Source organism: Faecalibacterium sp. BIOML-A1 (assembly GCF_009679715.1).
Lineage (GTDB): Bacteria > Bacillota > Clostridia > Oscillospirales > Ruminococcaceae > Faecalibacterium > Faecalibacterium taiwanense.
The window spans coordinates 1-21262 of record NZ_WKZJ01000019.1 but is presented as its reverse complement, the minus strand read 5'-3'; the positions used below and the strand labels follow the sequence as shown (position 1 = coordinate 21262).

Below are 21262 nucleotides of genomic sequence, written 5' to 3'. Positions count from 1 at the left end.
TGTTGCAATAGCGTTTCATTTTCTCAATAAATAATATAAGCTATTTACAGCTGCCTCCTCTGTTAAGTGGTGGTGCAGTGCTTATTCTCAATAACGATGCGATTGATGAAAATGATAGACCTTTTTGGAATTTAGAATTTTCTCAATAATCAAGCCCCCAAAATGGCAAACTTGAAATCATCGAGAGATACATAAAATATAGGGTTAAATCGACTTTCGTGTCGAAAAAACAAGTGCTAGAAATAGCAAAATCCATTGAATTTTAGAATGACATTTATAAGAAACCAGTAGATTTGCCTGATATTTGTGATTTCTTTGACCGTTGGGCCATTGATTTTGCACTACATTGATTTTGCACTACTATGAGCAAAGGAAAAACTTAAAATAAGCAAACAACCCGCCATTTGCAGCGACTGCAAGTAGCGGGTTGTTTGGCCTATTTAGAGGTTAGTCTTTCAGTTTGCCATGGTCACAGCCAAGTGAGAGATAATGCTCAATCTCACCACTCAGCACAAGCTGGACGCACTCCAAGGGCTTGTTGTATAGTAGCCAATCAAGTTCAGCTCGCTGTGCCGGGGTATTGCCGTATTCGTCCTCGATGGCAAGGCAGTCAATGGCAATGGCAGAGCCATCAGCGAACTGGGCTTCCGCTCGGTTGGTGTCCATATTATAGTGCCAAGAACGTGCTTTTTGAGAACTATTCTGGTCAAAAATTCGATTTTGTTTCATTTGAATGCCCTCTTTGATGCTTTTATGATTTAGTTTTTTGACGAGATGAGGTCTCTTTTTTCTTTCTCTTGAGTCACCCAACCGCACTATCCTGCATCAGCCGATCGGACAGAGCCGACATTTCTTCCTCGGTCAAAATGCGCTTGGTCACCCGCTCGGTGCGCTGTTTTTCTGCGGCAAGCTGCTCATCATAATACTGCTTCTATTTATCCTTTGGCAATCTCCAGATAAACGCTAAAATGGAGCATCTACTGCACATCCTAACTTAATATGCACTGAATAAAAGAAAAAGCCTTATATTTCAATCTATAGAGGCCAATCTGTGGTATAATTGGAGCAAGAGAACTGGAAAAAATCCAGCAAAAACCTTGTACCTGGAGGGCAGCTATGTATCGTTACAGCAATGGCCAGATCAGCTTGGCGGATTAATCGAGTATCTAATGCAGCAGGAGACCATCCTCCGGAAATGTGAGGCAGTGCTGGATCTACCGTCCGTGTATGAGAAAATGGTGCAGTTGTGCAGCAAAGAAGATAGTCGTCCGCCCCTCGCCCCAGCGTTCATCGTAAAGTACCTGCTGGTGAGTTTCCTGTACAGCAAACCATTGAACCGGCAGATCGGGCAGCGCACCCCTTCACCTCAAAGCTAACGAAGCTAATGAACTGCACGCTGCCACCAGCCTTCAGTACCTCCATCACAACTGCGACGTGGACGTTCAGTGCCGCCTCCCTGTCCTTTCTTCGTCAGGCCAGGCTTTTTTCGCAATAGTGGCGACGAATTCGTTCTTGCTGTTTTTCGTTTGAAAAGAGCCTTATGACCTGGGCGCTCTCCGGTCGTGGGTAGCGTAGTAGGCTCGCTTATTTTCGTACATGCAATAGTCGGCCTTGTCCAGCAGCGTTTGCATGATGCAGCCTTCATAATCGGCGGAGATCGCCCAACCGTAGGCGTAGCTGAGAGGAAGCTGATTGCCGTCACGGTTTGCAGCGTCGGCTTCCCTGCGCAGACTGTCCAGTATGCCCTCCACCTCCTGCCGGTCCGTATGGTAAATGACCGCCATAAATTCGTCGCCGCCGTATCTGCCCACGAAATGCTTTTCCGGGATCACCCGGCGTAAAAGCCGGGCAAAGCTCAGGATCAGTTGGTCACCCGCCGAATGACCCCTCGTATCGTTGACGGTTTTCAGATTGTTCAGGTCAAATATGACGCAGGCCGTAGGCTCCCGGAGAATTTCCCTGTTGTTGAGAAGCTCCTCGCAGGAGCCTTTGTTGGGCAGGCCGGTATGGATGTCGATGTATGCCTTCTGCTCCAGCAGTTGGTTTTTCCGGGCCATTTTCAGTGCCATGGCGGTCTGGAGCATGATCAGGATCACCAGGCACAGCATATCCAGTGCCGAGAGGATCTCAATAGTGCGGATCTTCATGGCGATCTTTTCTGAATAGTGTTCCGCGGCAGACACCGTTTCGTCCGCCATTTCAAAATAGGTCTCGCTCATGGCAACGATTTGGGTGTTCTCATATCCACGCTGTCTGGCCGCCGCGACCTCCGCCTTGAGCCGCTCCCAGTAGGCACTCTGGATGTCCAGCCTTTCCTGATAGGCCGCGTCCTTGAGCTTTACCAATTCGTAGTGCCCATCCCCGGATGTCAGATCGCTTAAAATATCGTCTAAATACGCGATCAACTCATCGTTTCGGGTGCCTGTGATCTCCAGCTTTACCGCCCGCTGCGTGTCTCCGCGCACCAGCCCGGCATAATTGATGACGCGGGCCGTGCCCTTCAGGTTGCCGATCTCGACCATCATCAGAGCGACAAGGATCACCAAAATCAGCACAAGGCAGCTTTGCAGGATGCTGATGAGATTTTTGCGATCTATTTTTACATTTCCTTTTATCATAACGACCTCGATCACGGAACGACCATGATATTCTTTATTGCGAATCAGTCTTGATGAATACTTTACTCTGTAACGCACATCATGTCAATAACAATGGAAATTTTTCTACTGTCTCCCAAGAATGATCGGCATGAATAAAATGAAAAGCACGCACTTTATTGCTTGTTTCGGTTGGATGGCTTAGGCTTGTCAGGGATCGCCTCATCCGCCTTGGATGGGCGACCCCTGCGAGCCCCAACCAATTTCTCCGCTTTCTGGTTTTCAGTCATAGTCTTTTCTGCTTTCGGCGGACTGCCATGGCACAGCTTTTTCGGCTTCTATAATTGTAAGGAACATGGCTTTTCGCTGAATGGAAAGCGAAGCTGACCCGGGCTGGGGCGGTCTGTATGAAAGCAATATTTTTTTTGAAATAATCTTGACAAAATTTATCAAGATTGATATGATAGTATTAACAAGCAAGCGAAAAGAGGATGTGGAGCATGATCATCACCAAAGAGACGGACTACGCGCTGCGCATTTTGCGGGTGCTGCTGGACGGGGAGAAGCATTCGGTGGCCGAGATGTCGGAAACGGAATTGATCCCCAATCAGTTTGCCTACCAGATTCTGCGCAAGCTCTCCGCCGGCAATTTGGTGCGGGTGAGCCGCGGCGCTCTCGGCGGCTGCGAGCTGTCCTGCGATCTGGACGCGACCTCCCTCTACGATCTCATGGTGGTCGTGGGGGAGCGGGGCATCCTGTGCGCCTGCATGGAGCCGGGATATGAATGCCGCTGGCATGACAAGCATGGGCGGTGCGCCATCCACTGTCAGCTGGCGGCCTTGCAGCAAAAGCAGGACGAGGCGTTCCGTGCCGTGAGCCTGCGCAGGCTGCTGACCGGCGGATCCGATCCCCAAGATACAAGCAAGCTGTAAAATTTTAAAAGGAGGTACCCGTATGCTGTTTCAAACCACGTCGGCGCACGAAGAGCTGCGCGCGAAGATCCGGAGTTTTGCGGAGGAGGAGATCAAGCCACTCGCATTTTTAATGGATCAGAACAATGAGTTTCCCGAGGAGGCTGTCAAGAAGCTGGGTAAGCTGGGCTGGATGGGCATTCCCTACCCCAAGGAGTACGGCGGTGCCGGTCTTGATGCTCTGAGCTACGCCATCGCGGTGGAGGAGCTGGCCCGTGTGGACGGCGGCACGGGCGTAATCCTCTCCGCCCACGTCTCCCTCGGCTCATGGCCCATTTTCGCCTATGGCACCGAGGAGCAGAAGAAGAAATATCTGGTTCCGCTGGCCAAGGGCGAGAAGATCGGCGCCTTCGGCCTTACGGAGACCAACGCCGGATCCGACGCCGGCGGCACGGAGACCACGGCGCTGGATAAGGGGGACTACTACCTCCTCAACGGCGGCAAGATCTTCATTACCAACGCCCCTAAGGCGGACACCTATGTGGTTTTCGCCGTCACCACGCCGGACATCGGCACCCGGGGCATCTCCGCTTTCATCGTGGAGAAGGGCTGGAAGGGCTTTGAGTTCGGCGACCACTATGACAAGATGGGTATTCGCTCCTCCTCCACGGCGGAGCTGATCTTCAACAACGTGAAGGTTCCCAAGGAAAACCTATTGGGCAAGGAGGGCGAGGGCTTCAAGATTGCCATGTCCACGCTGGACGGCGGACGCATCGGCATCGCCGCGCAGGCGCTGGGCATCGCCCAGGGCGCGTTTGAGCACGCGTTGAGCTATTCCAAGGAGCGTGTCCAGTTCGGCAAGCCCATCGCGGCCCAGCAGAGCATCGCCTTCAAGCTGGCGGATATGGCAACCAAGCTGCGCTGCGCCCGGTTCCTCATCTACTCCGCGGCGGAGCTGAAGGAGCAGCACGCGCCTTACGGCATGGAGTCCGCCATGGCGAAGATGTACGCCTCGGACATCGCGCTGGAGGTCACCAATGATGCCTTGCAGATCCACGGCGGCAGCGGCTACCTCAAGGGCATGGAGGTGGAACGGGCCTACCGCGACGCCAAGATCACCACCCTCTACGAGGGCACTAACGAGATCCAGCGGGTGGTCATCGCCTCTCATCTGTTGGGCAGGCTGGGCAAGAGCTCCGGCGGCGAGAGCCGTTCGGCGGCCAAGAAACCCGCGCCCATCACCGGCATTCGCAAAAAGACCATCTTCCGGGAGGGGGATGCTGCCCAGCAGGTGGCCGACCTTGTGGCGGCGCTGAAGAAGGATGGTCACGACTTCTCCGTGGGCATCCCTATGGATACGCCCATCCCGCAGGCGGAACGGGTGGTCTCCGCGGGCAAGGGCATCGGGGAGAAAAAGAACATGAAACTGGTAGAGTCGCTGGCCAAGGCCGCCGGCGCGGCCATCGGTTCTTCCCGCCCTGTGGCGGAGACTCTCAAATATCTGCCGCTGAACCGCTATGTGGGTATGTCCGGTCAGAAGTTCACCGGCAATCTGTACATCGCCTGCGGCATCTCCGGCGCATCCCAGCACCTTAAGGGCATCAAGGACGCCTCCACCATCGTGGCCATCAATAAGAACGGTAACGCGCCTATCTTCAAGAACTGCGACTACGGCATCGTGGGCGATGTGGAGGAGATCCTGCCCCTGCTCACTGCCGCGCTGGATAGCGGCGAAAAGCTGCCCGCGCCGCCCATGGTAAAGATGAAGCGACCCACGCCGCCGAAGCCCGCCCCCATCGGCGACCGCTACGTCTGCAGCGGCTGCGGCTACGAGTATGTGCCGGAGTTGGGCGACGAGGACGGCGAGATCGCGCCCGGTACGCTCTTTGAGCAGCTTCCCGCCGAGTGGGTGTGTCCCGAGTGCGCGGAGACGAAGGATCAATTTGTAAAGGCTTGAGGCCGTGAAGGAGGCAAGATAAGATGTATTGCGTGCGTAAAGTAACGAACGACCTCTACTGGGTGGGCGCCAACGACCATCGCCTGGCCCTGTTTGAAAACTGCTTTCCCATTCCCCGGGGCGTAAGCTACAACGCCTACTGCCTGCTGGATGAAAAGACGGTGCTCTTTGACACGGTGGACTGGTCTGCCTGCCGCCAGCTTTTGGAAAATCTGGCGTATGTGCTGGATGGCCGCGAGCTGGACTACCTGCTGGTCAACCATCTGGAGCCGGATCACGCCGCCTGCATCGAGGAGATCCTGCTGCGCCATCCCAAGGTGAAATTGATCTCCAACGAGAAGGCATTCATGCTCATGCGGCAGTTCGGCTTCCATGTGGACGGACATGAGTGCATCGAGGTGAAGGAGGGCGACACCTTCTCCTTCGGCAAACACACCGTCACCTTTGTGGGCGCGCCTATGGTTCACTGGCCGGAGGCCATGGTGACCCTCGACGTCACCGACGGCGTCCTCTTTTCCGCCGACGCCTTCGGCACCTTCGGAGCGCTGGACGGCAAGCTGTTCGCCGACGAGGTGGACTTCGAGCGGGACTGGCTGGACGACGCCCGTCGCTACCTTACCAACATCGTGGGCAAGTACGGCCCCCACATCCAGCTCCTGCTGAAAAAGGCCGGCGGCGTTTTGGATCAGATCAAGTACATCTGCCCGCTCCACGGCCCCGTGTGGCGCAAGGATCTGGGCTGGTTCATTGAAAAGTACGACACATGGAGCCGCTATGCCCCTGAGACCCAGGGCGTGCTCATCGTCTACGCCTCTATGTACGGCAACACGGAGAACGCGGCGCAGGCGCTGGCGACGTCGCTCTGCGATAAGGGCATGAGCAAGGTGGCGATGTACGATGTGTCCTCCACTCATGTCTCCCAGCTGATCTCCGAGGCGTTTAAGTACAGTCACATTGTCCTGGCCTCTGTGACCTACAACCTCGGCATCTACCCTGCCATGCATGACTTCCTCATGGATATGAAGGCACTGAATCTGCAAAACCGCACCTTTGCCATCATTGAAAACGGCTCATGGGCGGTGAAGTCCGGTGACCTCATGCAGAAATTCGTCAACAATGAGCTTAAGAACATGACGGTGCTCAACGAGCGGCTCAGCCTCGCCTCGTCCATGGGCACGGACAAGCGCACTGAGCTGGAAGCACTGGCGGACGCCATTCTGGAATCTATGAAATAACTGGCAGGAAAGCCAAAACCAAGACAACAGACAACAAACAGCCCTGCCGCGTCGGCTGCAGAAAAACCGGCTTTCAAAAACAGAGCGGGCAAGCGTGATACTGCGCTTGCCCGCTCTTTGCCCAAAAGGACATGAGAAGTGACCGGAGAAGATGAGAGGATCGAAATGGAGATCAGAAAACGAAACGGGGAGTCTGTTCCCTTTCAACAGGAGAAAATTTTCAACGCCATGAAAAAGGCGTTTGACGGACAGGGCAAGGAGATCGGGAGCAGAGAGATGGATGAGATCCTCGCCACCGTTCTCAACAATCTCTCCGTCACAGTGCCGCTCACCGTAGAACGTGTGCAGGACGAGGTGGAGCGAACGCTCATGGAGCGCGGACACTATGAGGTGGCCAAGGCGTACATCCTCTACCGCGAAAAGCGGTCTGCGCTGCGCCGTGTCCGGCATACCATCGCGCGGACGGTGGGGGATGACTCGCTTGACGAGGTGCTGCGCCGCATCCAGATGGATTTTACCGAGGAAGTCTACTCCCTCGCGGCGCTTCAAATGAAGTTTGAGAGTTTCTGTCGTCTGGGCATGACGGAGGATGAGCGGGCTGAGGCACTGACCAAGGCGGCGGTAGAGCTGACTACGGCAGAGGCACCCAAGTGGGAGTTCATCGCGGCGCGGCTTCTGAACCACTCCTTTCGCTGTCGCAACGCACAGGAATGGGAGGGGCGCGGCGTCTGCGACCTCTATGGCAAGCTTCGCTATCTGACGGATAAGGGACTCTACGGTGACTATATCCTTGCCCACTATACCCACGAGGAGATTGCCATGGCGGAGGACTTTCTCTGCCCGGAACGGGACGAGCTGTTCACCTATTCCGGCCTTGACCTGCTGCTCAAACGCTATGTGATCCAGTCACGCAGCCGCGTGCCGCTGGAAACACCGCAGGAGATGTTTTTGGGTATCGCGCTGCATCTTGCTATGAACGAAGGCTCTGATCGCATGGGGTGGGTAAAACGCTTTTACGATATGCTCAGCCGTATGGAGGTCACAATGGCGACACCTACCATGTCCAACGCACGAAAGCCCTACCATCAGCTTTCAAGCTGCTTTGTGGACACTGTGCCGGACAGTCTGGACGGCATCTACCGCTCGCTGGACAACTTCGCAAAGGTCTCTAAATTCGGCGGTGGAATGGGGATGTACTTCGGTAAGGTGCGCGCTGCAGGCAGCACCATCCGCGGCTTTCAAGGGGCGGCGGGCGGTGTTATCCGCTGGATCCGGCTGGTCAACGACACCGCCGTGGCGGTGGATCAGTTGGGGATGCGGCAGGGCGCTGTGGCGGTTTACTTAGACGCATGGCACCGGGACCTGCCGGAATTCCTTCAACTGCGCACCAACAACGGCGACGACCGCATGAAGGCACATGATGTATTTCCCGCCGTGTGCTATCCGGATCTCTTCTGGCGACTGGCGGAGGAGAACATAGACGCGCCGTGGCATCTCATGTGTCCGCATGAGATCCTCACGGTCAAGGGCTACGCACTGGAGGATTACTGGGGTACAGAATGGGAGAAGCGGTATCTGGACTGCGTCAATGACCCGCGCATCGAAAAGCGCAGCGTCACCGTCAAGGACATCGTGCGGCTGGTGCTTCGCTCGGCAGTGGAGACCGGCACGCCCTTCGCTTTCAATCGAGACAGTGTAAATCATATGAATCCAAACGGCCACACGGGAATGATCTATTGCTCCAATCTCTGTACGGAGATCGCGCAGAACATGGCGCCCATCGAGCACATCGGCACTGAGGTGCACACTGAGAACGGCGACACAATAGTGGTGACGGCCACACGCCCAGGTGAGTTTGTGGTCTGCAATCTGGCGAGTCTGTCTCTCGGTAATCTGCCGGTGGAGGACGAGGCCTATATGGAACGCACGGTGGAAACGGCCATCCGCGCACTGGATAATGTGATCGACCTCAACTTCTACCCGTTGGAATACGCGCGGCTTACCAATCAGAAGTACCGCAGCATCGGCCTGGGCGTCAGCGGCTACCACCACATGCTGGCAAAGCGCGGCATCCACTGGGAGAGCGATGAGCACCTTGCCTTCACCGACGCAGTGTTCGAGCTCATCAACTACGCCGCCGTCAAGGCGGACACAGCACTGGCACGGGAAAAGGGTCGTTACGCGCTCTTTGAGGGCAGCGACTGGCAGACGGGCGCGTATTTTGAAAAGCGGGGTTATACCTCCGAAAAGTGGCGGGCGCTTGCGAAAACGGTGGCGGTGCAGGGAATGCGCAACGCCTATCTGCTGGCGGTCGCACCGACCTCCAGCACATCTATCCTCTCCGGCACGTCGGCGGGCATAGATCCAATTATGAAGAAATTCTTTTTAGAGGAAAAAAAGGGCAGCATGCTGCCCCGCGTTGCTCCGGAGCTTTCTATGGACACATGGTGGTACTATAAGGCAGCGCATCTGATCGACCAAAGCTGGTCGGTACGCGCCGCGGGCCTTCGCCAGAGACATATTGACCAGGCGCAGAGCATGAATCTCTATATCACCAACGACTATTCCATGCGTCAGGTGCTCAGACTGTATTTGGAGGCGTGGAGGGCCGGCGTCAAGACCATTTACTATGTCCGCAGCAAGGCCCTTGAGGTCGAGACCTGCGAAAGCTGCTCGTCATAAGGAGGATAGCATGACGGAACTGAAGAAAAAGCCCCTCTTTAACCCGGAGGGCGACCCTGATGTGCGCCTGCGGCGCATGATCGGCGGCAATACCACCAACCTCAATGACTTCAACAATATGAAGTACGCTTGGGTCAGCGACTGGTACCGGCAGGCCATGAACAACTTTTGGATCCCTGAGGAGATCAATCTCTCGCAGGATGTGAAGGACTATCCCCGCCTGCTGTCAGCCGAGCGCAGCGCCTACGATAAAATTCTGAGTTTTCTTGTCTTTTTGGATTCCATTCAGACAGCGAACCTGCCTAATATCGGCGCCTACATTACCGCCAACGAGGTCAATCTCTGCCTGTCCATTCAGGCGTTTCAGGAGTGTGTCCACTCACAGAGCTACAGCTATATGCTCGACACCATCTGTTCCCCCGTGGAGCGCAATGACATCCTCTACCAATGGAAAACGGACGAGCATCTGCTGCGCCGCAACACCTTCATTGGGGACTGCTACAACGAGTTTCAGGAGCGGAAGGACGCTCCCACGCTGCTGCGCGTGATGATGGCAAACTATATTTTGGAGGGCATCTATTTTTACAGCGGCTTTATGTTCTTCTACAATCTCTCCCGAAACGGGAAGATGCCCGGCTCGGCGCAGGAGATTCGCTACATAAACCGCGATGAGAACACGCACTTGTGGCTGTTCCGCAATATCATCACGGAGCTGCAAAAGGAGCAGCCGGAGTTGTTCACCGCCGAGAGCGTACAAGCGCTGCGCGAGATGATGCGTGAGGGCGTGGAACAGGAGATCGCATGGGGGCATTATGTGATCGGCGACGACATCCCGGGGCTGAACCGGCAGATGATCAGCGATTACATCCGCTATCTCGGCAACCTCCGCTGGACGAGCCTTGGCTATCCCGCATTGTATCCAGGCTTTGAGAGCGAACCGGAGAGCATGGAATGGGTCAGCCAGTACGCCGACGCCAACATGGTCAAGACCGATTTCTTTGAGGCACGCAGTACCGCCTACGCCAAGAGCACCGCACTGATAGACGATTTATAAGAAAACCAAAGACATCAGAATAGGAGATACTACTATGAATTACAGCGCTATGATCCAATATCGCAGATCCGTTCACGCATTCCGCGAAAAGGAAGTTCCGAGCGAGGCTATCGGCCAGCTCCGATCCTACTATGAAAAGACCTGCCCCCGTCTTGTCCCGGAGATTGCAACGGAGTTGATCGTCTTGGACAAGGATGCACAGCCGGCGCTGGAGAGCTCAGCGGGCTATAATCAATTTCTCATCGGAGCACCGCACTACCTGCTCCTTATGTCTGCCCCGCATTCCTACGCAGCCATCAACGCCGGCTACATGATGGAAGATCTTGTCCTCAAGCTGACTGAGTTGGACATTGACACCTGCTGGATGACCTTCACCGACAGCGACAAAATCAAAAAGGCACTGTCTCTCGCCACCCCGTTAGAGGTGGCGGCAATCGTTGCCTTTGGCTACGGGGAAAAGACCGCAAGAAAGCTGCGGCTGAATATCCTAAGTATGTCTCAGATCGATGTGCGGGCCGAGCAGCAGTACTACGCGCCCAAAAAGGGCGTGCACGATTTGGTTCACATGGGGAGCTGGAGCAACAAGTCTGGGCTTGACGAGATGATGGACTTCTACGACGATATGCTCTGGCAGTCCTTCTACGCCGCTTCGCTCTCCCCCAGCTATCTCAACCGTCAGCCCTATGGCTTCCTTGTGCAGGATCACAGCATCTATTTGGTGCAGCAGGAGGATGCCTACACCGATAATTTGGATGCCGCATTGGATCTCGGTATTGTCATGCTCCACTTCTCCGCCGTCGCCTCCCAGTGGGCGGGGCAGGTACGCTGGGAACTTTCACCTGCTGCGCCCGACGGCCTGCCGGAAGGACTTCGCTCCGCTGCGGTGTACCACATGTAACGACTCTGGGGGAAGCAAGGCAACGGTAAAATGCGCGACCGTCGATCCGCGGTTGAGCGTATGTTTCATTAGAAAAGAAGAACCTATCAGTCAGAGTCTGAGTAAGGAAAATAGGAGGTATTTTTTATATGGCTATCCAAACGGTAACAGATGCCATCCGCTATGTAGGGGTGGATGATAACACATTGGCACTCTTTGAAAACCAGTACCCCGTCCAGCCTATGGGAGTGAGCTACAACTCCTATGTCATTCTGGATGAGAAGATTGCCGTGATGGACAGCGTGGACGCACGGGCAACGGAAGAATGGCTTTCCAATGTGGCGCGGGTGTTGGAGGGGCGCAGCCCCGACTATCTTGTGGTCACACACATGGAGCCGGATCATTCCGGCAGCCTCATGCGGCTGGCACAAAAGTACCCGGAGATGAAGATCGTGGGAAACGCGAAAACATTTACCCTGATCAAGCAGTTCTTCGGCACAGGTGCATTGTCGGAAGACCGTATGCTGGAGGTTGGCGAAAGAGATACGCTTTCCTTGGGTTTGCACCGGCTGCGCTTTCTGCTGGCGCCGATGGTACACTGGCCGGAGGTGATGACGGCGTATGAGGAAACGGAAAAAATCCTGTTCTCGGCGGATGCCTTCGGACGCTTTGGCTCACTGGAACGGACTGCCCGTGCCCCCTGGGTGCCGCAGGCCCGACGGTATTATTACAATATTATCGGGAAATATGGCGCACAGGTGCAGGCTCTGCTGAAAAAAATCTCCGCGCTGGAGATCAAAACGATCTGCCCGCTCCATGGCCCCATGCTCACAGAAGACTTGGGGGAGTATCTGCGGCTCTATGATCTCTGGTCACAATGGAAACCGGAAGAACCGGAGGGCATCCTGATCGCTCACGCATCGATCCATGGAAATACTGCCCATGCGGCGAAGACCCTCAAGAGCAAGCTGGAGGGCAAAGGTGCGCAAGTCACCATATGCGATCTGACGGCAACAGACCTTTCCTACGCTGTTGCCAGTGCATTCTACTGCGGGAAGTTGGTTTTAGCCAGCTCCACCTATGACGGAGGACTGTTTCCGCCCATGAGGGAGTTTTTGGAACATTTACGGACAAAGGGATTCCGAAACCGCCGGGTTGGCCTTATTGAAGACGGCTCTTGGGCACCTGCTGCCGCGCGGCTGATGCGCACCAAATTGGAGGAGATGAAGGATATCCACCTTTACGAAACGGTAGTGTCTCTGCGTGGTGCATTGAACCAAACCAGCGAAGCGCAGATGGACGCTCTGGTGGCTGAGCTCTGCGCAGAATAAGCTGCAACAAACCGCAGCTATTCTCGTACAGATGATGGTCTTACTCATCTGCTTTATGTCCCAAGGGCAGAGTACCGTCATCTCAGGTTGAGGTCACGATGTGGTGTGGGGCGAGACCGGAGTCTTGAGAATACCCAAACAAAGGAAAGGAGCTGGCAGATATGGCAGCTATGAACATGAATCAGGAGCAGTTTGAGCAGGCGATCCGGGAGGAAAAGCCCGTTTTGGTGGATTTCTGGGCGCCCTGGTGCGGCTACTGCCGGAGGATCGGCCCCGCGTATGAGAAGATCGGAGAGGAATACGCGGACAGCCTCGCCGTCGGCAAGATCAACATTGACGAGGAGCCGCGGCTGGCGGGGGCCGAGGGGATCGAGGACATCCCAACTCTGGTGCTGTACCGGAACGGAAAGGCCGTGGATTCCATCACCGCGCCCGGCTCAAAGGCAGAAATCGACCGTTTCATTCAGGAAGCCTTGGCGAAATAACGGAGGGTTCAGATATGAACAACAATCATGTTTATGATATGCTCGTGGTGGGGGGCGGACCGGGCGGCTACACCGCCGCCCTGTACGCGGCACGGGCGGGGCTGGACACCATCGTGCTGGAAAAACTGTCCGCCGGAGGGCAGATGGCCCTGACCGAGCAGATCGACAACTATCCTGGCTTTGAGGACGGGATCGACGGCTTCTCTCTGGCGGAGAAGATGCAAAAGCAGGCGGAGCGCTTCGGGGCACGCAGCGAATACGCAGAAGTCCTCCGCATGGATCTGACGGCGGTTCCAAAGCTCGTGGAGACCAGCGAGGGGATCTTTCTGGGGAAAACCGTGGTGCTGGCCACCGGTGCGAACCCCAGAACGCTGGGCGTGGCCAGAGAGTCGGAACTGGTGGGCCGGGGCGTGGCCTACTGCGCCGCCTGCGACGGGATGTTTTACAAGGGCAAAACGGTGGTCGTGGTGGGCGGCGGCAATTCCGCCGCGGCAGATGCCCTCCTTCTCAGCCGCGTGGCGAAAAAAGTGATCCTCGTCCACCGCAGAGACACCCTGCGGGCCACCAAGATCTATCACGAGCCGCTGGCACAGGCCGAAAACGTGGAATTCCGTTGGAACAGCGTCGTTTCCGCGCTGCTTTCCGGGGACAGGCTGACCGGCGTCCGCCTGCGGGACACCGTCACCGGTGAGGAAAGCGTGGTGGACTGCGACGGCGTATTTGTCAGCGTGGGCCGACAGCCCGCCACGGCGCTGGCGGTGGGTCAACTGGCGCTGGACGGCGGCGGCTATATCGTGGCCGGAGAGACCACGGAAACCAGTATTCCCGGCGTATACGCCGTGGGCGACGTGAGGACGAAGCCCCTCCGTCAGGTGGTCACCGCCGTGGCGGACGGCGCGGTGGCAGTCCACATGGCGGAGAAATATATCGCGGAAAACCGATAAGGGAGGTAGATTGAAAAAGCCATGTTTAAGGTCAGGCCGGATACGACCGCAGTGGGGATGCCGACATATCTGCAAGGCAAACTGCCAGACTGATGGTAGATAAGATAACCCATGTAAGATCGGGAGATATGTTGTCTCTCCATATCCAGTCCACACAACAGTGAGCAACTGAACACAAAACACAGCCACAGATGTACTCTGCGGCTGTGTTTTTATGCGTAGTATTACCGCGTGACAAGCGGTTTTACTGTGACGGCGTCACATAATTTGAGAAAATCGGCTTCGAGGCAGCTTTTGGAGCACAAGCCCTTTGTGCTTGTTGACAGAGAAAAAAATATAGGTATAATAAAAGCAAAATAATAAGAGTCATTCTTGCATTTGGAGAGTTGGCGGTACGCCAAAATACGCAGAGGAGATATTGGCCGCCGTAACGGAGCTGCAACAGCATCCCAAGGCGGAGCAGGTGTTCCTGGAGATGAAAAGGGAGCATCCCAGCATCGCTCTGGGTACGGTATATCTGCCCCCATGCCGGGAGCAGGAAAAGACAATCTTATGGAGGAGAAGTATCATGAACGCTAACGTATCTCTTCTGCTCAACGAGCAGATCAATAAGGAGTTCTACTCCGCCTATCTGTATCTGGACTTTGCCAACTACTACGCCGCCGTCGGACTGGACGGCTTTGAGAACTGGTACCGGGTACAGGCGCAGGAGGAACGTGATCACGCCATGCTGTTTTATCAGTATTTGCAGAATAACGGCGAGGACGTCACCTTTGAGGCTATCGCAAAGCCGGAGTGGGAACGAGGCGACCACATGGCCCCGCTGAAAAAAGCCCTGGAACACGAGATGCTGGTCACCGCCAGCATCAATGCCATCTACGCCGCCGCATACGAGGTCAGGGACTTCCGCACCATGCAGATGCTGGACTGGTTCATCAAGGAACAGGGCGAGGAGGAGAAGAACGCCGCTGACCTTATTACCAAGATGGATCTGTTCGGCGGTGACAGCAAGGGGCTGTATATGCTAAACAGCGAGCTGAAGGCACGGGTCTACACCGCGCCCTCGCTGGTGCTGTAAGCCCCGCGTGTCTGCGGGATTTCGCATCAGGCAAAAGGCAGACTACATACAGGTGGCCTGCCTTTTCTTCCACCAGATGGTTAGATTGTGCTGACTGCGTATAATAAATAAGCAGCGCCCGCCGGGAAATCTCCCGGCGGGCGCTGCTGTGTTCAGAGGAACGTTATTTTTCTTGCCTTACTTTGCGGCATCCACCAGCACACCAACGTAGCCGGCAGTATCCACCAGCGTGGCACCGGAAACGGCGTCCACAGCCTTTTCATCTTTGCTCAGAGCCTCGGCGTCGGCAATGCTCATGCCGTTCACGTGGTTCTGGATGGCGTCGTAGTTGGCATCCAGCGAAACGGTGGAACCAGCCTTTTCGGCCATCATCTTGCTGTAGTAATCGGCGTTGACCCGCTTGGACATCAGCACCTTGCCCTCGGCGTAGCCTGCGCCGAAGTCAGAATCGGAGTTGGGCACACCGACGACCCCGGCGTCCGAACCGGCAAACTGGAACTCGTCAATGTAGCTCAGCACGATGGTGTCCCCGGCGGTGGCGACAGCGCCGGAGGTGAAGCACTTGGTGCCGTGGGCGGCCCCATAGACCACATTCAGCTTCAGGTCCTCGGAGCTGCCGTTGAACTCCACGGCCTGCGTGGTCTGGGCGTTTTTGGCGGCATCCACGATGGCAGAGAGATAACCGGCGGTATCCACCAGCGTTGCGCCGGAAACGGCGTCCACAGCCTCGGCACCCTTGGCAGCCACATCCTCCAGCTCGGAGATGGTCTTGCCGACAGCAAAGTTCTGGATGGCATCGAAGTTTGCGTCCAGAGCGACCGTGGAGCCGCCCTTTTCGGCCATCATCTTGCTGTAATAATCAGCGTTGGCCCGCTTGGACATCAGCACCTTGCCCTCGGCGTAGCCTGCGGCAAAGTCGGAGTCGGAGTTGGGCACAGCGGTCACGCCTGCATCGGCGCTGGTGAACTGGAAATCGTCGAGGTAGGCGGCGAGGATGACGTCATCCTTCACCACAGCCACCGCTTCGGTGAAGCACTTGGTGCCGTGGGCGGCAGCATAGGCCTGACCGATTTGGATGCCGCCTTCCACCGGGACGATGGCGGCGGGCTCAGCGGGGGCTGCGGCAGCAGAGTCGGCGGGAGCCTCTTCGGCCAGCTCCACACCCAGTGCGGCGGCAACAGCCTTCCGGACGGCCTTGGAGGTCACCGTGGCACCGGCAACGCCGTCGATGGCGGGGCCGTTGGCGGCCACGACCTGCTTGGACAGCTCTTCCAGTGCAGCGCCGCCGATGCTCTCGGTCTCCTGTGCGCCTTCCAGTTTGCAGTCGGTAACGGTGCCGTTGGCATCCACGGTCAGGGTGGCGGTGACAGCACCGCCAAAGCCGTCGGCAGAGCCGGTCTTGGTCGCGCTGGCAGCGGTGGAGCTGCTGCTGCCGCCGCAGGCGGCCAGAGAGACGCCAACAACGAGGCTCATGGCCACGGCAGCGCTCAGTTTGCGGATGATCTCCTGCTTCATGGGTCTTTCCTCCAGAGAAAAATCGGTTTGTGTTCGGTCCCCAGAAAAGGTCATATCTTTTCAGGGATGTTTACAAAAGATAACATATTTTGTGAGGTGCTGTCAAGAGATTTTAGCACATACTTCGTGAAGAATGATAAATTGGTGTCAATTTGTGACGCTGACTGTATACGAAGCGAACGGACGGTCTACGCTGTTAGTAATTCCTGAATGGAAACCAAGCAAGCAGTTTTGCCACTTTCAGCCCCAGTTCGTACTTCAATATTACTATGTTTTGGAAATCGGCACAACCATATAACCGTCTTTGATGAAACTGTTTTTGTTTCATCGATGACATTGTACCGGCAAGCAGTGCAGACGTATATACATCTGCTTATTTTGCGTTGCAAAACGCTTGTTGGGGAATGCCCCAAGCCCCTTTAATCTGCATTTTCCAATGCAGGCTGCGCATCCCTTCGGGACGCTTTTTACCCCGTGATGTGCTCTGGGTCGTTCAAAACTTGCATGAGGTGAGAAGCGGCTTCTGCAAGAGAATCGTACTTCATCTGTTCAGGAACAGGCGCATCCAGAAGCGTAATGCCCCATTTCTGCATACATTCCGCAAGCTCCTTCTGCGCCAGCAGTGCAGCCTCCCGGCGCATTAGTGCAGCCTCCCGGCGCATTTCCGGGGAAGTGTTTCTGTCCAGAACGTAGGCAGTATTAAATCTGCCGTTGCGATCTTCCGTCAACTGCACCATGGAGTAGTGTTCCTCCCAGTAGTGGCAGTACCAGACTCTGCCGCCGATGTTCGCCATGTCATGATGCAATTCTTCTTCGCTGCTCCATTGTGGAGTTTCGGACAAAATGCGCTCCAGTTCCGAAAGAGCCTGCTGTTCTTCGTCCGATAACTTCTGACGGTGACATTCACGGTATAGGTCGTTCTGCCAATACGGACTCAGCTTTCCATTCCGGGCATCTTCCATTGCTTCTTCGATATTGGGTAGGATTGTCATGTCGTTCACCTCAAACACTCACTGTTAGCGTTATATGCACGCTTATAGTGTTGATTATAGACTATTTGAGGGCAAAAAGAAAGAGCGTCAGCACGTTTGCTGGCGTTCTTTGACATAGGTGTTATTTTGTAATATAGGGAATGTTGTCGGTGTATGCATTCAGAATGTCAATGGCAGCTTTCTTCTGCCCCGGTGTGAGCTGGCTCAGCTTTCTGCTCAGTTCGTCATCTGCCACATGGGATGCGGATGGAACGGAATCCCGGATCAGCACATCAGCAGATACGTCCAACACCTCTACGATTCGGATAAAGGTTTCCAGTTTGGGGATTTTTACTCCGCGCTCTAAATCTCCAACATAATTTGCCGACAAATCGACCCGTTCTGCAAACTGTTCAATCGTCCAGCCTTTTTCCTTGCGCTGTTCTCGTATTCGTTGACCCAAAAGCGTATTCATAGCGACCTCACATTCTAATTGTGTTTGTTACACACAAATAGCATACCTGTCACAATTTTTGTTATACACAATCCAATAGCGTTTGTTCAACGCCAGTTGGACGCTTTTGGAACGAAAAATTTTTGTGCGTATCTTTGGTCAAAAAAGCAATGGTCTTTTGGGACGGTACATGGTACAATAGCAAACGTTGTGCCCCTTGGCACATGAACGAAGGTAAAAGGAGCTGCTGAACGTGGATACGATCTATCTGCTGCCCGGTGAGGAACGCTGCGTTGATTTTCGAGATGCCAATGGAGTCCCGAAGGTACACTACACTTACTGTTCCATCCGTGGCAAACTTTTCAACTGCACCTGCTGCACAAAGGACGAAGCCCAGCGGCTGTGTGAAGATTGGCTTATAAAACAGGACCGCTGCTACATAAACTAAAAAAGCCGCCGAGGACGCTTCCCAAGTAGGAAAGCACCTCGGCGGTATTCGTTTATCGAGTCTGGGTTTTCTCGGCGGGGTCCTTTTCCTCTGCAAAAAAGCGTTCTACGTTTTTCTGCGCACGAACCAGTTCTTGCATCTCGTTCCGTGCCTTGCGGTAGTCCGGGTAAGCGGCTTTCTTCTTGGTCAGCAGTTCTGAGAACTCCGCATCCAACTCCTTGACCTTCGGCAGCTTTTGCAATCCTGCCTCGTCAAAGACAGCCTTCGCCGCCTTGTGCAGGGTGATCTCCTCCCGGTGAGCTTCCAAAAACTTTTTACTGTACCCCGACTTGCGATAGGCATCATAGACCGGGCGAGTCTTGGCATAGTTGATAATGTGGGTTTTCAGGACGGCGATTTCGGCCAACCTCGTTTCCGCCGCCTTGATGGAATCGCCCATGGCATGATAGCGTTCCGTTGCCGCCGTTGCACGTTCCCGCAGTTCGTCGGCACTGCTGATCTTCTGCTCCTGTAAAAATAGCAGCGTCTTGGACATCTCCTTCAGGTTGAATTTGGTTGCCCACTTTTTGTAGCCAACGCTTTTACCCTCTGCCATTTTCCCCTGAATGTCCACCAGCAACTGGAAGGGCTGCTCTTTGGGCTGCTTTTTCTGGTACGGCTGGTGCTTCGCCTTTCCCTCCAGCACCGCCTTGATTTCATCCTCACTGTACCCGTTGCCCAGCGTTCGGAACCGAATAAAGCGTTTCTGCCCCTTGCCCTTCACCGCTGTATGCTTGTCACGCTTCACCTCGTAGCCCTGCTGCTCCAGCTTTTGCAAAAATGCTTCGTAGTCCCCCGGCTTTTCTGCAAGGATGGTGTCGATGATTCCGCACAGGCGGTCACGGTTGCTCTCCTTAGGCGGGTAGACGATGCGCTTCTGCCGTTCCCGGTAGGGCTTCTTTTCAATGACGGACAACTGGTGTTCTAAGCAAATCAGGTCGCTCAACCGCTGCACTGCCAACGCCGAAAAGAAAAAATCCCGGAACTTTTTGGTGCCATCCAGTGCTGTAGAGTTGAAAATCACATGGTTGTGGATGTGCTGCCGGTCCGTGTGCGTTGCCACTACAAAGGCGTACTTGCCCTTGGTAAAGCGCATGGCCAGTTCGTAGCCCACCTTGTTGGCTTCTTCGGCGGTGATCTCGCCGGGTTTGAACGACTGCCGGATCTGATAGGCAATCACGTCACTTTTCTGTCTGCGCCCGGTAGCAAGTTCATACTGCCGCTTGGTAAGCATAAATTCTTCATCGACTGTCAGAGGACTGCACTCGTGGCAACTCACCAATTCACCTTGCTCGGTCTTATCGGGGTTCTGCACATAATCTGTGCGGCTTTTCAAACAGGCCGCAACGGTCTTTCCCTTATTCTTGTGCAATGCGATCAATCGTGTCGCAGCCATCACGAATCACCCCCTATAAAATGAAAATGCCGCCCGAAGGCGGCAAAGGATTAAAACTATTTCTTACAGTTCTGCAAGCCATTCACTAAAACGCCCGATACCCTCGGTGATGGCAGTTGCACCGAAAAAGAGGATGAAGCAGATGAACTCGGACACCAGCAGGATAAGAAACTGATCCCAAGTTTGACGGCAGGCGGTGTAGATGCCGCAGCCGAAGATGTAGAGCATCAGCGGAGCGACCACATAACTGGACAAAGTGAGCAGCCACTTTGCCATGAGAGCCAAAAACGCCACAAAGAGAGAAATCGGGAAAAGAACAACTTTCTTCAGCATAGACATCATATCAAGCACTTCCTTTCTGTTCGCCCTTATTATAAAGGTATCGACTACTACGTTGCAAGGATGTCAAGCATTATATGTACACCCGCAGTCCTCCAACTGCGGGAATTTTTATAGCTCTGCCAGCTTGGAAAGAATCTGCTTACCGATATCAATCAGTTCATCCAGCCGGGTGCGTAGATCGGCAAGGTCGGCAGAATAGATCTTGCCGCTTTCGTTGACGCGTTTTGCTACCTGATTCAAGTTGTTGCTGCAATTCTGGAGCAAATAAGCCATGCGCCGCAGCTGCGGAAGGTCGAGATTCAGGCAGTAGCCATCCAATGCCATTTTGCGGATATAGGCACTCAGGCTGTGGATGCCCATGCCATACATCTTATCTAAAATGCAGTTCCGTTCTTCATCAGTCACACGAATAAAGAGACGGTGTTCCCGCTTTTTCAAATTATCGGCCCTCCTTATCCAGATAGCTTTTGAACGGCTTAACAGGCTCTGGCTGATTGGCTTTTTCTTCCAGTGCAGACAGCACAGACGGACGAGTTGCGGGTGCTTCGGTTTCCTCTGCTTCTTCGGGAGCATCCTGCGAGGAACTGCGGTCACGGTCGATATTCAATAGAGCATTCAGTTCGGCAAGGCGAGCAGACTTTTCAGCCAGTTCTTCTTCCTGCGCGAAGGGCTTTGCCACTTCAACCTCTGCAGCCTGTTTCTGCTGCTCCAGATTTTGCAGAGCATTTTCGGCGTCTGCAATACGGTCCGTAAAGTTGTCGATGGCATTGTCCAGACGAGTGATATTGCCGCGCGCATCATCGCCCAGCGACACCGGGTAACTCAACTCTGCCCGGAGTACGGCCTGATGCTCATTTTTGAAGCTGTCAAATCGAATGTTCAGTTCAAAGCCACGGTAGGTGCCCAGCAGCATCATATCAGCATTGGGCATCTCCTGCCGAGCCAG

20 protein-coding genes are annotated in these 21262 nt (G+C 54.7%); 11 read left to right on the top strand and 9 right to left on the bottom strand.

What is annotated here, in order from left to right; translation table 11 throughout:
* Positions 1-447: 447 nt before the first annotated feature.
* Both GKG36_RS14025 and GKG36_RS14020 read right to left on the bottom strand, forming a co-directional pair.
* Complete coding sequence (locus GKG36_RS14025; protein WP_015536560.1) at positions 448-729, bottom strand: DUF6061 family protein; 282 nt, start codon at positions 727-729, stop codon at positions 448-450.
* A gap of 809 nt (positions 730-1538) precedes the next feature.
* Positions 1539-2618 carry a diguanylate cyclase gene (locus tag GKG36_RS14020; RefSeq protein ID WP_154261245.1) on the bottom strand — a complete coding sequence of 360 codons (1080 nt, stop codon included), beginning with the start codon at positions 2616-2618 and terminating at the stop codon, positions 1539-1541.
* A gap of 479 nt (positions 2619-3097) precedes the next feature.
* Between GKG36_RS14020 and GKG36_RS14015 the strand changes: the two genes are divergently transcribed.
* From GKG36_RS14015 to GKG36_RS13970, 10 genes are all read left to right on the top strand, one after another.
* Positions 3098-3529 carry an Rrf2 family transcriptional regulator gene (locus tag GKG36_RS14015; protein WP_044954298.1) on the top strand — a complete coding sequence of 144 codons (432 nt, stop codon included), beginning with the start codon at positions 3098-3100 and terminating at the stop codon, positions 3527-3529.
* A gap of 22 nt (positions 3530-3551) precedes the next feature.
* Complete coding sequence (locus tag GKG36_RS14010) at positions 3552-5465, top strand: acyl-CoA dehydrogenase family protein (RefSeq protein WP_005946387.1); 1914 nt, start codon at positions 3552-3554, stop codon at positions 5463-5465.
* A gap of 23 nt (positions 5466-5488) precedes the next feature.
* Positions 5489-6700 carry an FprA family A-type flavoprotein gene (locus GKG36_RS14005; protein ID WP_005946385.1) on the top strand — a complete coding sequence of 404 codons (1212 nt, stop codon included), beginning with the start codon at positions 5489-5491 and terminating at the stop codon, positions 6698-6700.
* Between the two features lie 165 nt (positions 6701-6865).
* Positions 6866-9382 carry a ribonucleoside-diphosphate reductase subunit alpha gene (locus tag GKG36_RS14000; protein ID WP_154261243.1) on the top strand — a complete coding sequence of 839 codons (2517 nt, stop codon included), beginning with the start codon at positions 6866-6868 and terminating at the stop codon, positions 9380-9382.
* Positions 9383-9392: 10 nt separating this feature from the next.
* A complete protein-coding gene (locus GKG36_RS13995) occupies positions 9393-10436 on the top strand; it encodes a ribonucleotide-diphosphate reductase subunit beta (protein WP_005946381.1) in 1044 nt (347 codons plus the stop codon).
* Between the two features lie 34 nt (positions 10437-10470).
* On the top strand, positions 10471-11334 hold the full coding sequence (locus GKG36_RS13990; RefSeq protein ID WP_154261242.1) for a nitroreductase family protein: 864 nt from the start codon (positions 10471-10473) through the stop codon (positions 11332-11334).
* Positions 11335-11462: 128 nt separating this feature from the next.
* Positions 11463-12644, top strand: a complete 1182-nt coding sequence (locus tag GKG36_RS13985; RefSeq protein WP_154261241.1) for an MBL fold metallo-hydrolase — start codon at positions 11463-11465, stop codon at positions 12642-12644.
* Positions 12645-12805: 161 nt separating this feature from the next.
* Positions 12806-13129, top strand: a complete 324-nt coding sequence (gene trxA, locus GKG36_RS13980) for a thioredoxin (protein ID WP_154261239.1) — start codon at positions 12806-12808, stop codon at positions 13127-13129.
* A gap of 14 nt (positions 13130-13143) precedes the next feature.
* Positions 13144-14073, top strand: coding sequence for a thioredoxin-disulfide reductase (trxB, locus tag GKG36_RS13975; protein ID WP_154261237.1), 930 nt, complete (start codon positions 13144-13146; stop codon positions 14071-14073).
* Positions 14074-14638: 565 nt separating this feature from the next.
* Positions 14639-15151: a ferritin gene (locus tag GKG36_RS13970; RefSeq protein ID WP_173012988.1), complete on the top strand. Its 513-nt coding sequence runs from the start codon at positions 14639-14641 to the stop codon at positions 15149-15151.
* Between the two features lie 177 nt (positions 15152-15328).
* Here the strand turns inward: GKG36_RS13970 and GKG36_RS13965 are convergent, their stop codons facing one another.
* From GKG36_RS13965 to GKG36_RS13955, 3 genes are all read right to left on the bottom strand, one after another.
* Positions 15329-16666, bottom strand: coding sequence for an FMN-binding protein (locus tag GKG36_RS13965; protein WP_154261234.1), 1338 nt, complete (start codon positions 16664-16666; stop codon positions 15329-15331).
* A gap of 467 nt (positions 16667-17133) precedes the next feature.
* Complete coding sequence (locus GKG36_RS13960; RefSeq protein WP_154261233.1) at positions 17134-17667, bottom strand: hypothetical protein; 534 nt, start codon at positions 17665-17667, stop codon at positions 17134-17136.
* 112 nt (positions 17668-17779) lie between these two features.
* Positions 17780-18112, bottom strand: a complete 333-nt coding sequence (locus GKG36_RS13955; protein WP_005921759.1) for a helix-turn-helix transcriptional regulator — start codon at positions 18110-18112, stop codon at positions 17780-17782.
* 232 nt (positions 18113-18344) lie between these two features.
* On the opposite strand from GKG36_RS13955, the gene GKG36_RS13950 reads away from it, so the two are divergent.
* A complete protein-coding gene (locus GKG36_RS13950) occupies positions 18345-18539 on the top strand; it encodes a DUF3873 family protein (RefSeq protein WP_044959886.1) in 195 nt (64 codons plus the stop codon).
* A gap of 52 nt (positions 18540-18591) precedes the next feature.
* Here GKG36_RS13950 and GKG36_RS13945 read toward each other — a convergent pair whose 3' ends face one another.
* The 4 genes from GKG36_RS13945 to GKG36_RS14640 form a co-directional block, all read right to left on the bottom strand.
* Entirely contained in the window at positions 18592-19974 is a 1383-nt protein-coding gene (locus GKG36_RS13945; protein ID WP_154261229.1) for a relaxase/mobilization nuclease domain-containing protein, read from the bottom strand.
* Positions 19975-20037: 63 nt separating this feature from the next.
* Positions 20038-20316, bottom strand: coding sequence for a hypothetical protein (locus GKG36_RS13940; RefSeq protein ID WP_154261226.1), 279 nt, complete (start codon positions 20314-20316; stop codon positions 20038-20040).
* A 108-nt stretch (positions 20317-20424) separates the two neighbouring features.
* On the bottom strand, positions 20425-20754 hold the full coding sequence (gene mobC, locus GKG36_RS13935; protein ID WP_154261224.1) for a plasmid mobilization relaxosome protein MobC: 330 nt from the start codon (positions 20752-20754) through the stop codon (positions 20425-20427).
* A gap of 1 nt (position 20755) precedes the next feature.
* On the bottom strand, positions 20756-21262 hold a 507-nt coding region (locus GKG36_RS14640; protein WP_173012987.1), incomplete at its 5' end, for a hypothetical protein.

Bases quoted from the DNA above. Each gene is read 5' to 3' on its own strand.
- GKG36_RS14025 (WP_015536560.1), bottom strand. From the start codon at position 729: ATGAAACAAAATCGAATTTTTGACCAGAATAGTTCTCAAAAAGCACGT.
- GKG36_RS14015 (WP_044954298.1), top strand. From the start codon at position 3,098: ATGATCATCACCAAAGAGACGGACTACGCGCTGCGCATTTTGCGGGTG.
- GKG36_RS14000 (WP_154261243.1), top strand. From the start codon at position 6,866: ATGGAGATCAGAAAACGAAACGGGGAGTCTGTTCCCTTTCAACAGGAG.
- GKG36_RS13995 (WP_005946381.1), top strand. From the start codon at position 9,393: ATGACGGAACTGAAGAAAAAGCCCCTCTTTAACCCGGAGGGCGACCCT.
- GKG36_RS13965 (WP_154261234.1), bottom strand. From the start codon at position 16,666: ATGAAGCAGGAGATCATCCGCAAACTGAGCGCTGCCGTGGCCATGAGC.
- GKG36_RS13985 (WP_154261241.1), top strand. From the start codon at position 11,463: ATGGCTATCCAAACGGTAACAGATGCCATCCGCTATGTAGGGGTGGAT.
- GKG36_RS14010 (WP_005946387.1), top strand. From the start codon at position 3,552: ATGCTGTTTCAAACCACGTCGGCGCACGAAGAGCTGCGCGCGAAGATC.
- GKG36_RS13945 (WP_154261229.1), bottom strand. From the start codon at position 19,974: ATGGCTGCGACACGATTGATCGCATTGCACAAGAATAAGGGAAAGACC.
- GKG36_RS14020 (WP_154261245.1), bottom strand. From the start codon at position 2,618: ATGATAAAAGGAAATGTAAAAATAGATCGCAAAAATCTCATCAGCATC.
- GKG36_RS13955 (WP_005921759.1), bottom strand. From the start codon at position 18,112: ATGAATACGCTTTTGGGTCAACGAATACGAGAACAGCGCAAGGAAAAA.
- trxB (WP_154261237.1), top strand. From the start codon at position 13,144: ATGAACAACAATCATGTTTATGATATGCTCGTGGTGGGGGGCGGACCG.
- GKG36_RS13940 (WP_154261226.1), bottom strand. From the start codon at position 20,316: ATGATGTCTATGCTGAAGAAAGTTGTTCTTTTCCCGATTTCTCTCTTT.
- GKG36_RS13990 (WP_154261242.1), top strand. From the start codon at position 10,471: ATGAATTACAGCGCTATGATCCAATATCGCAGATCCGTTCACGCATTC.
- trxA (WP_154261239.1), top strand. From the start codon at position 12,806: ATGGCAGCTATGAACATGAATCAGGAGCAGTTTGAGCAGGCGATCCGG.
- GKG36_RS14005 (WP_005946385.1), top strand. From the start codon at position 5,489: ATGTATTGCGTGCGTAAAGTAACGAACGACCTCTACTGGGTGGGCGCC.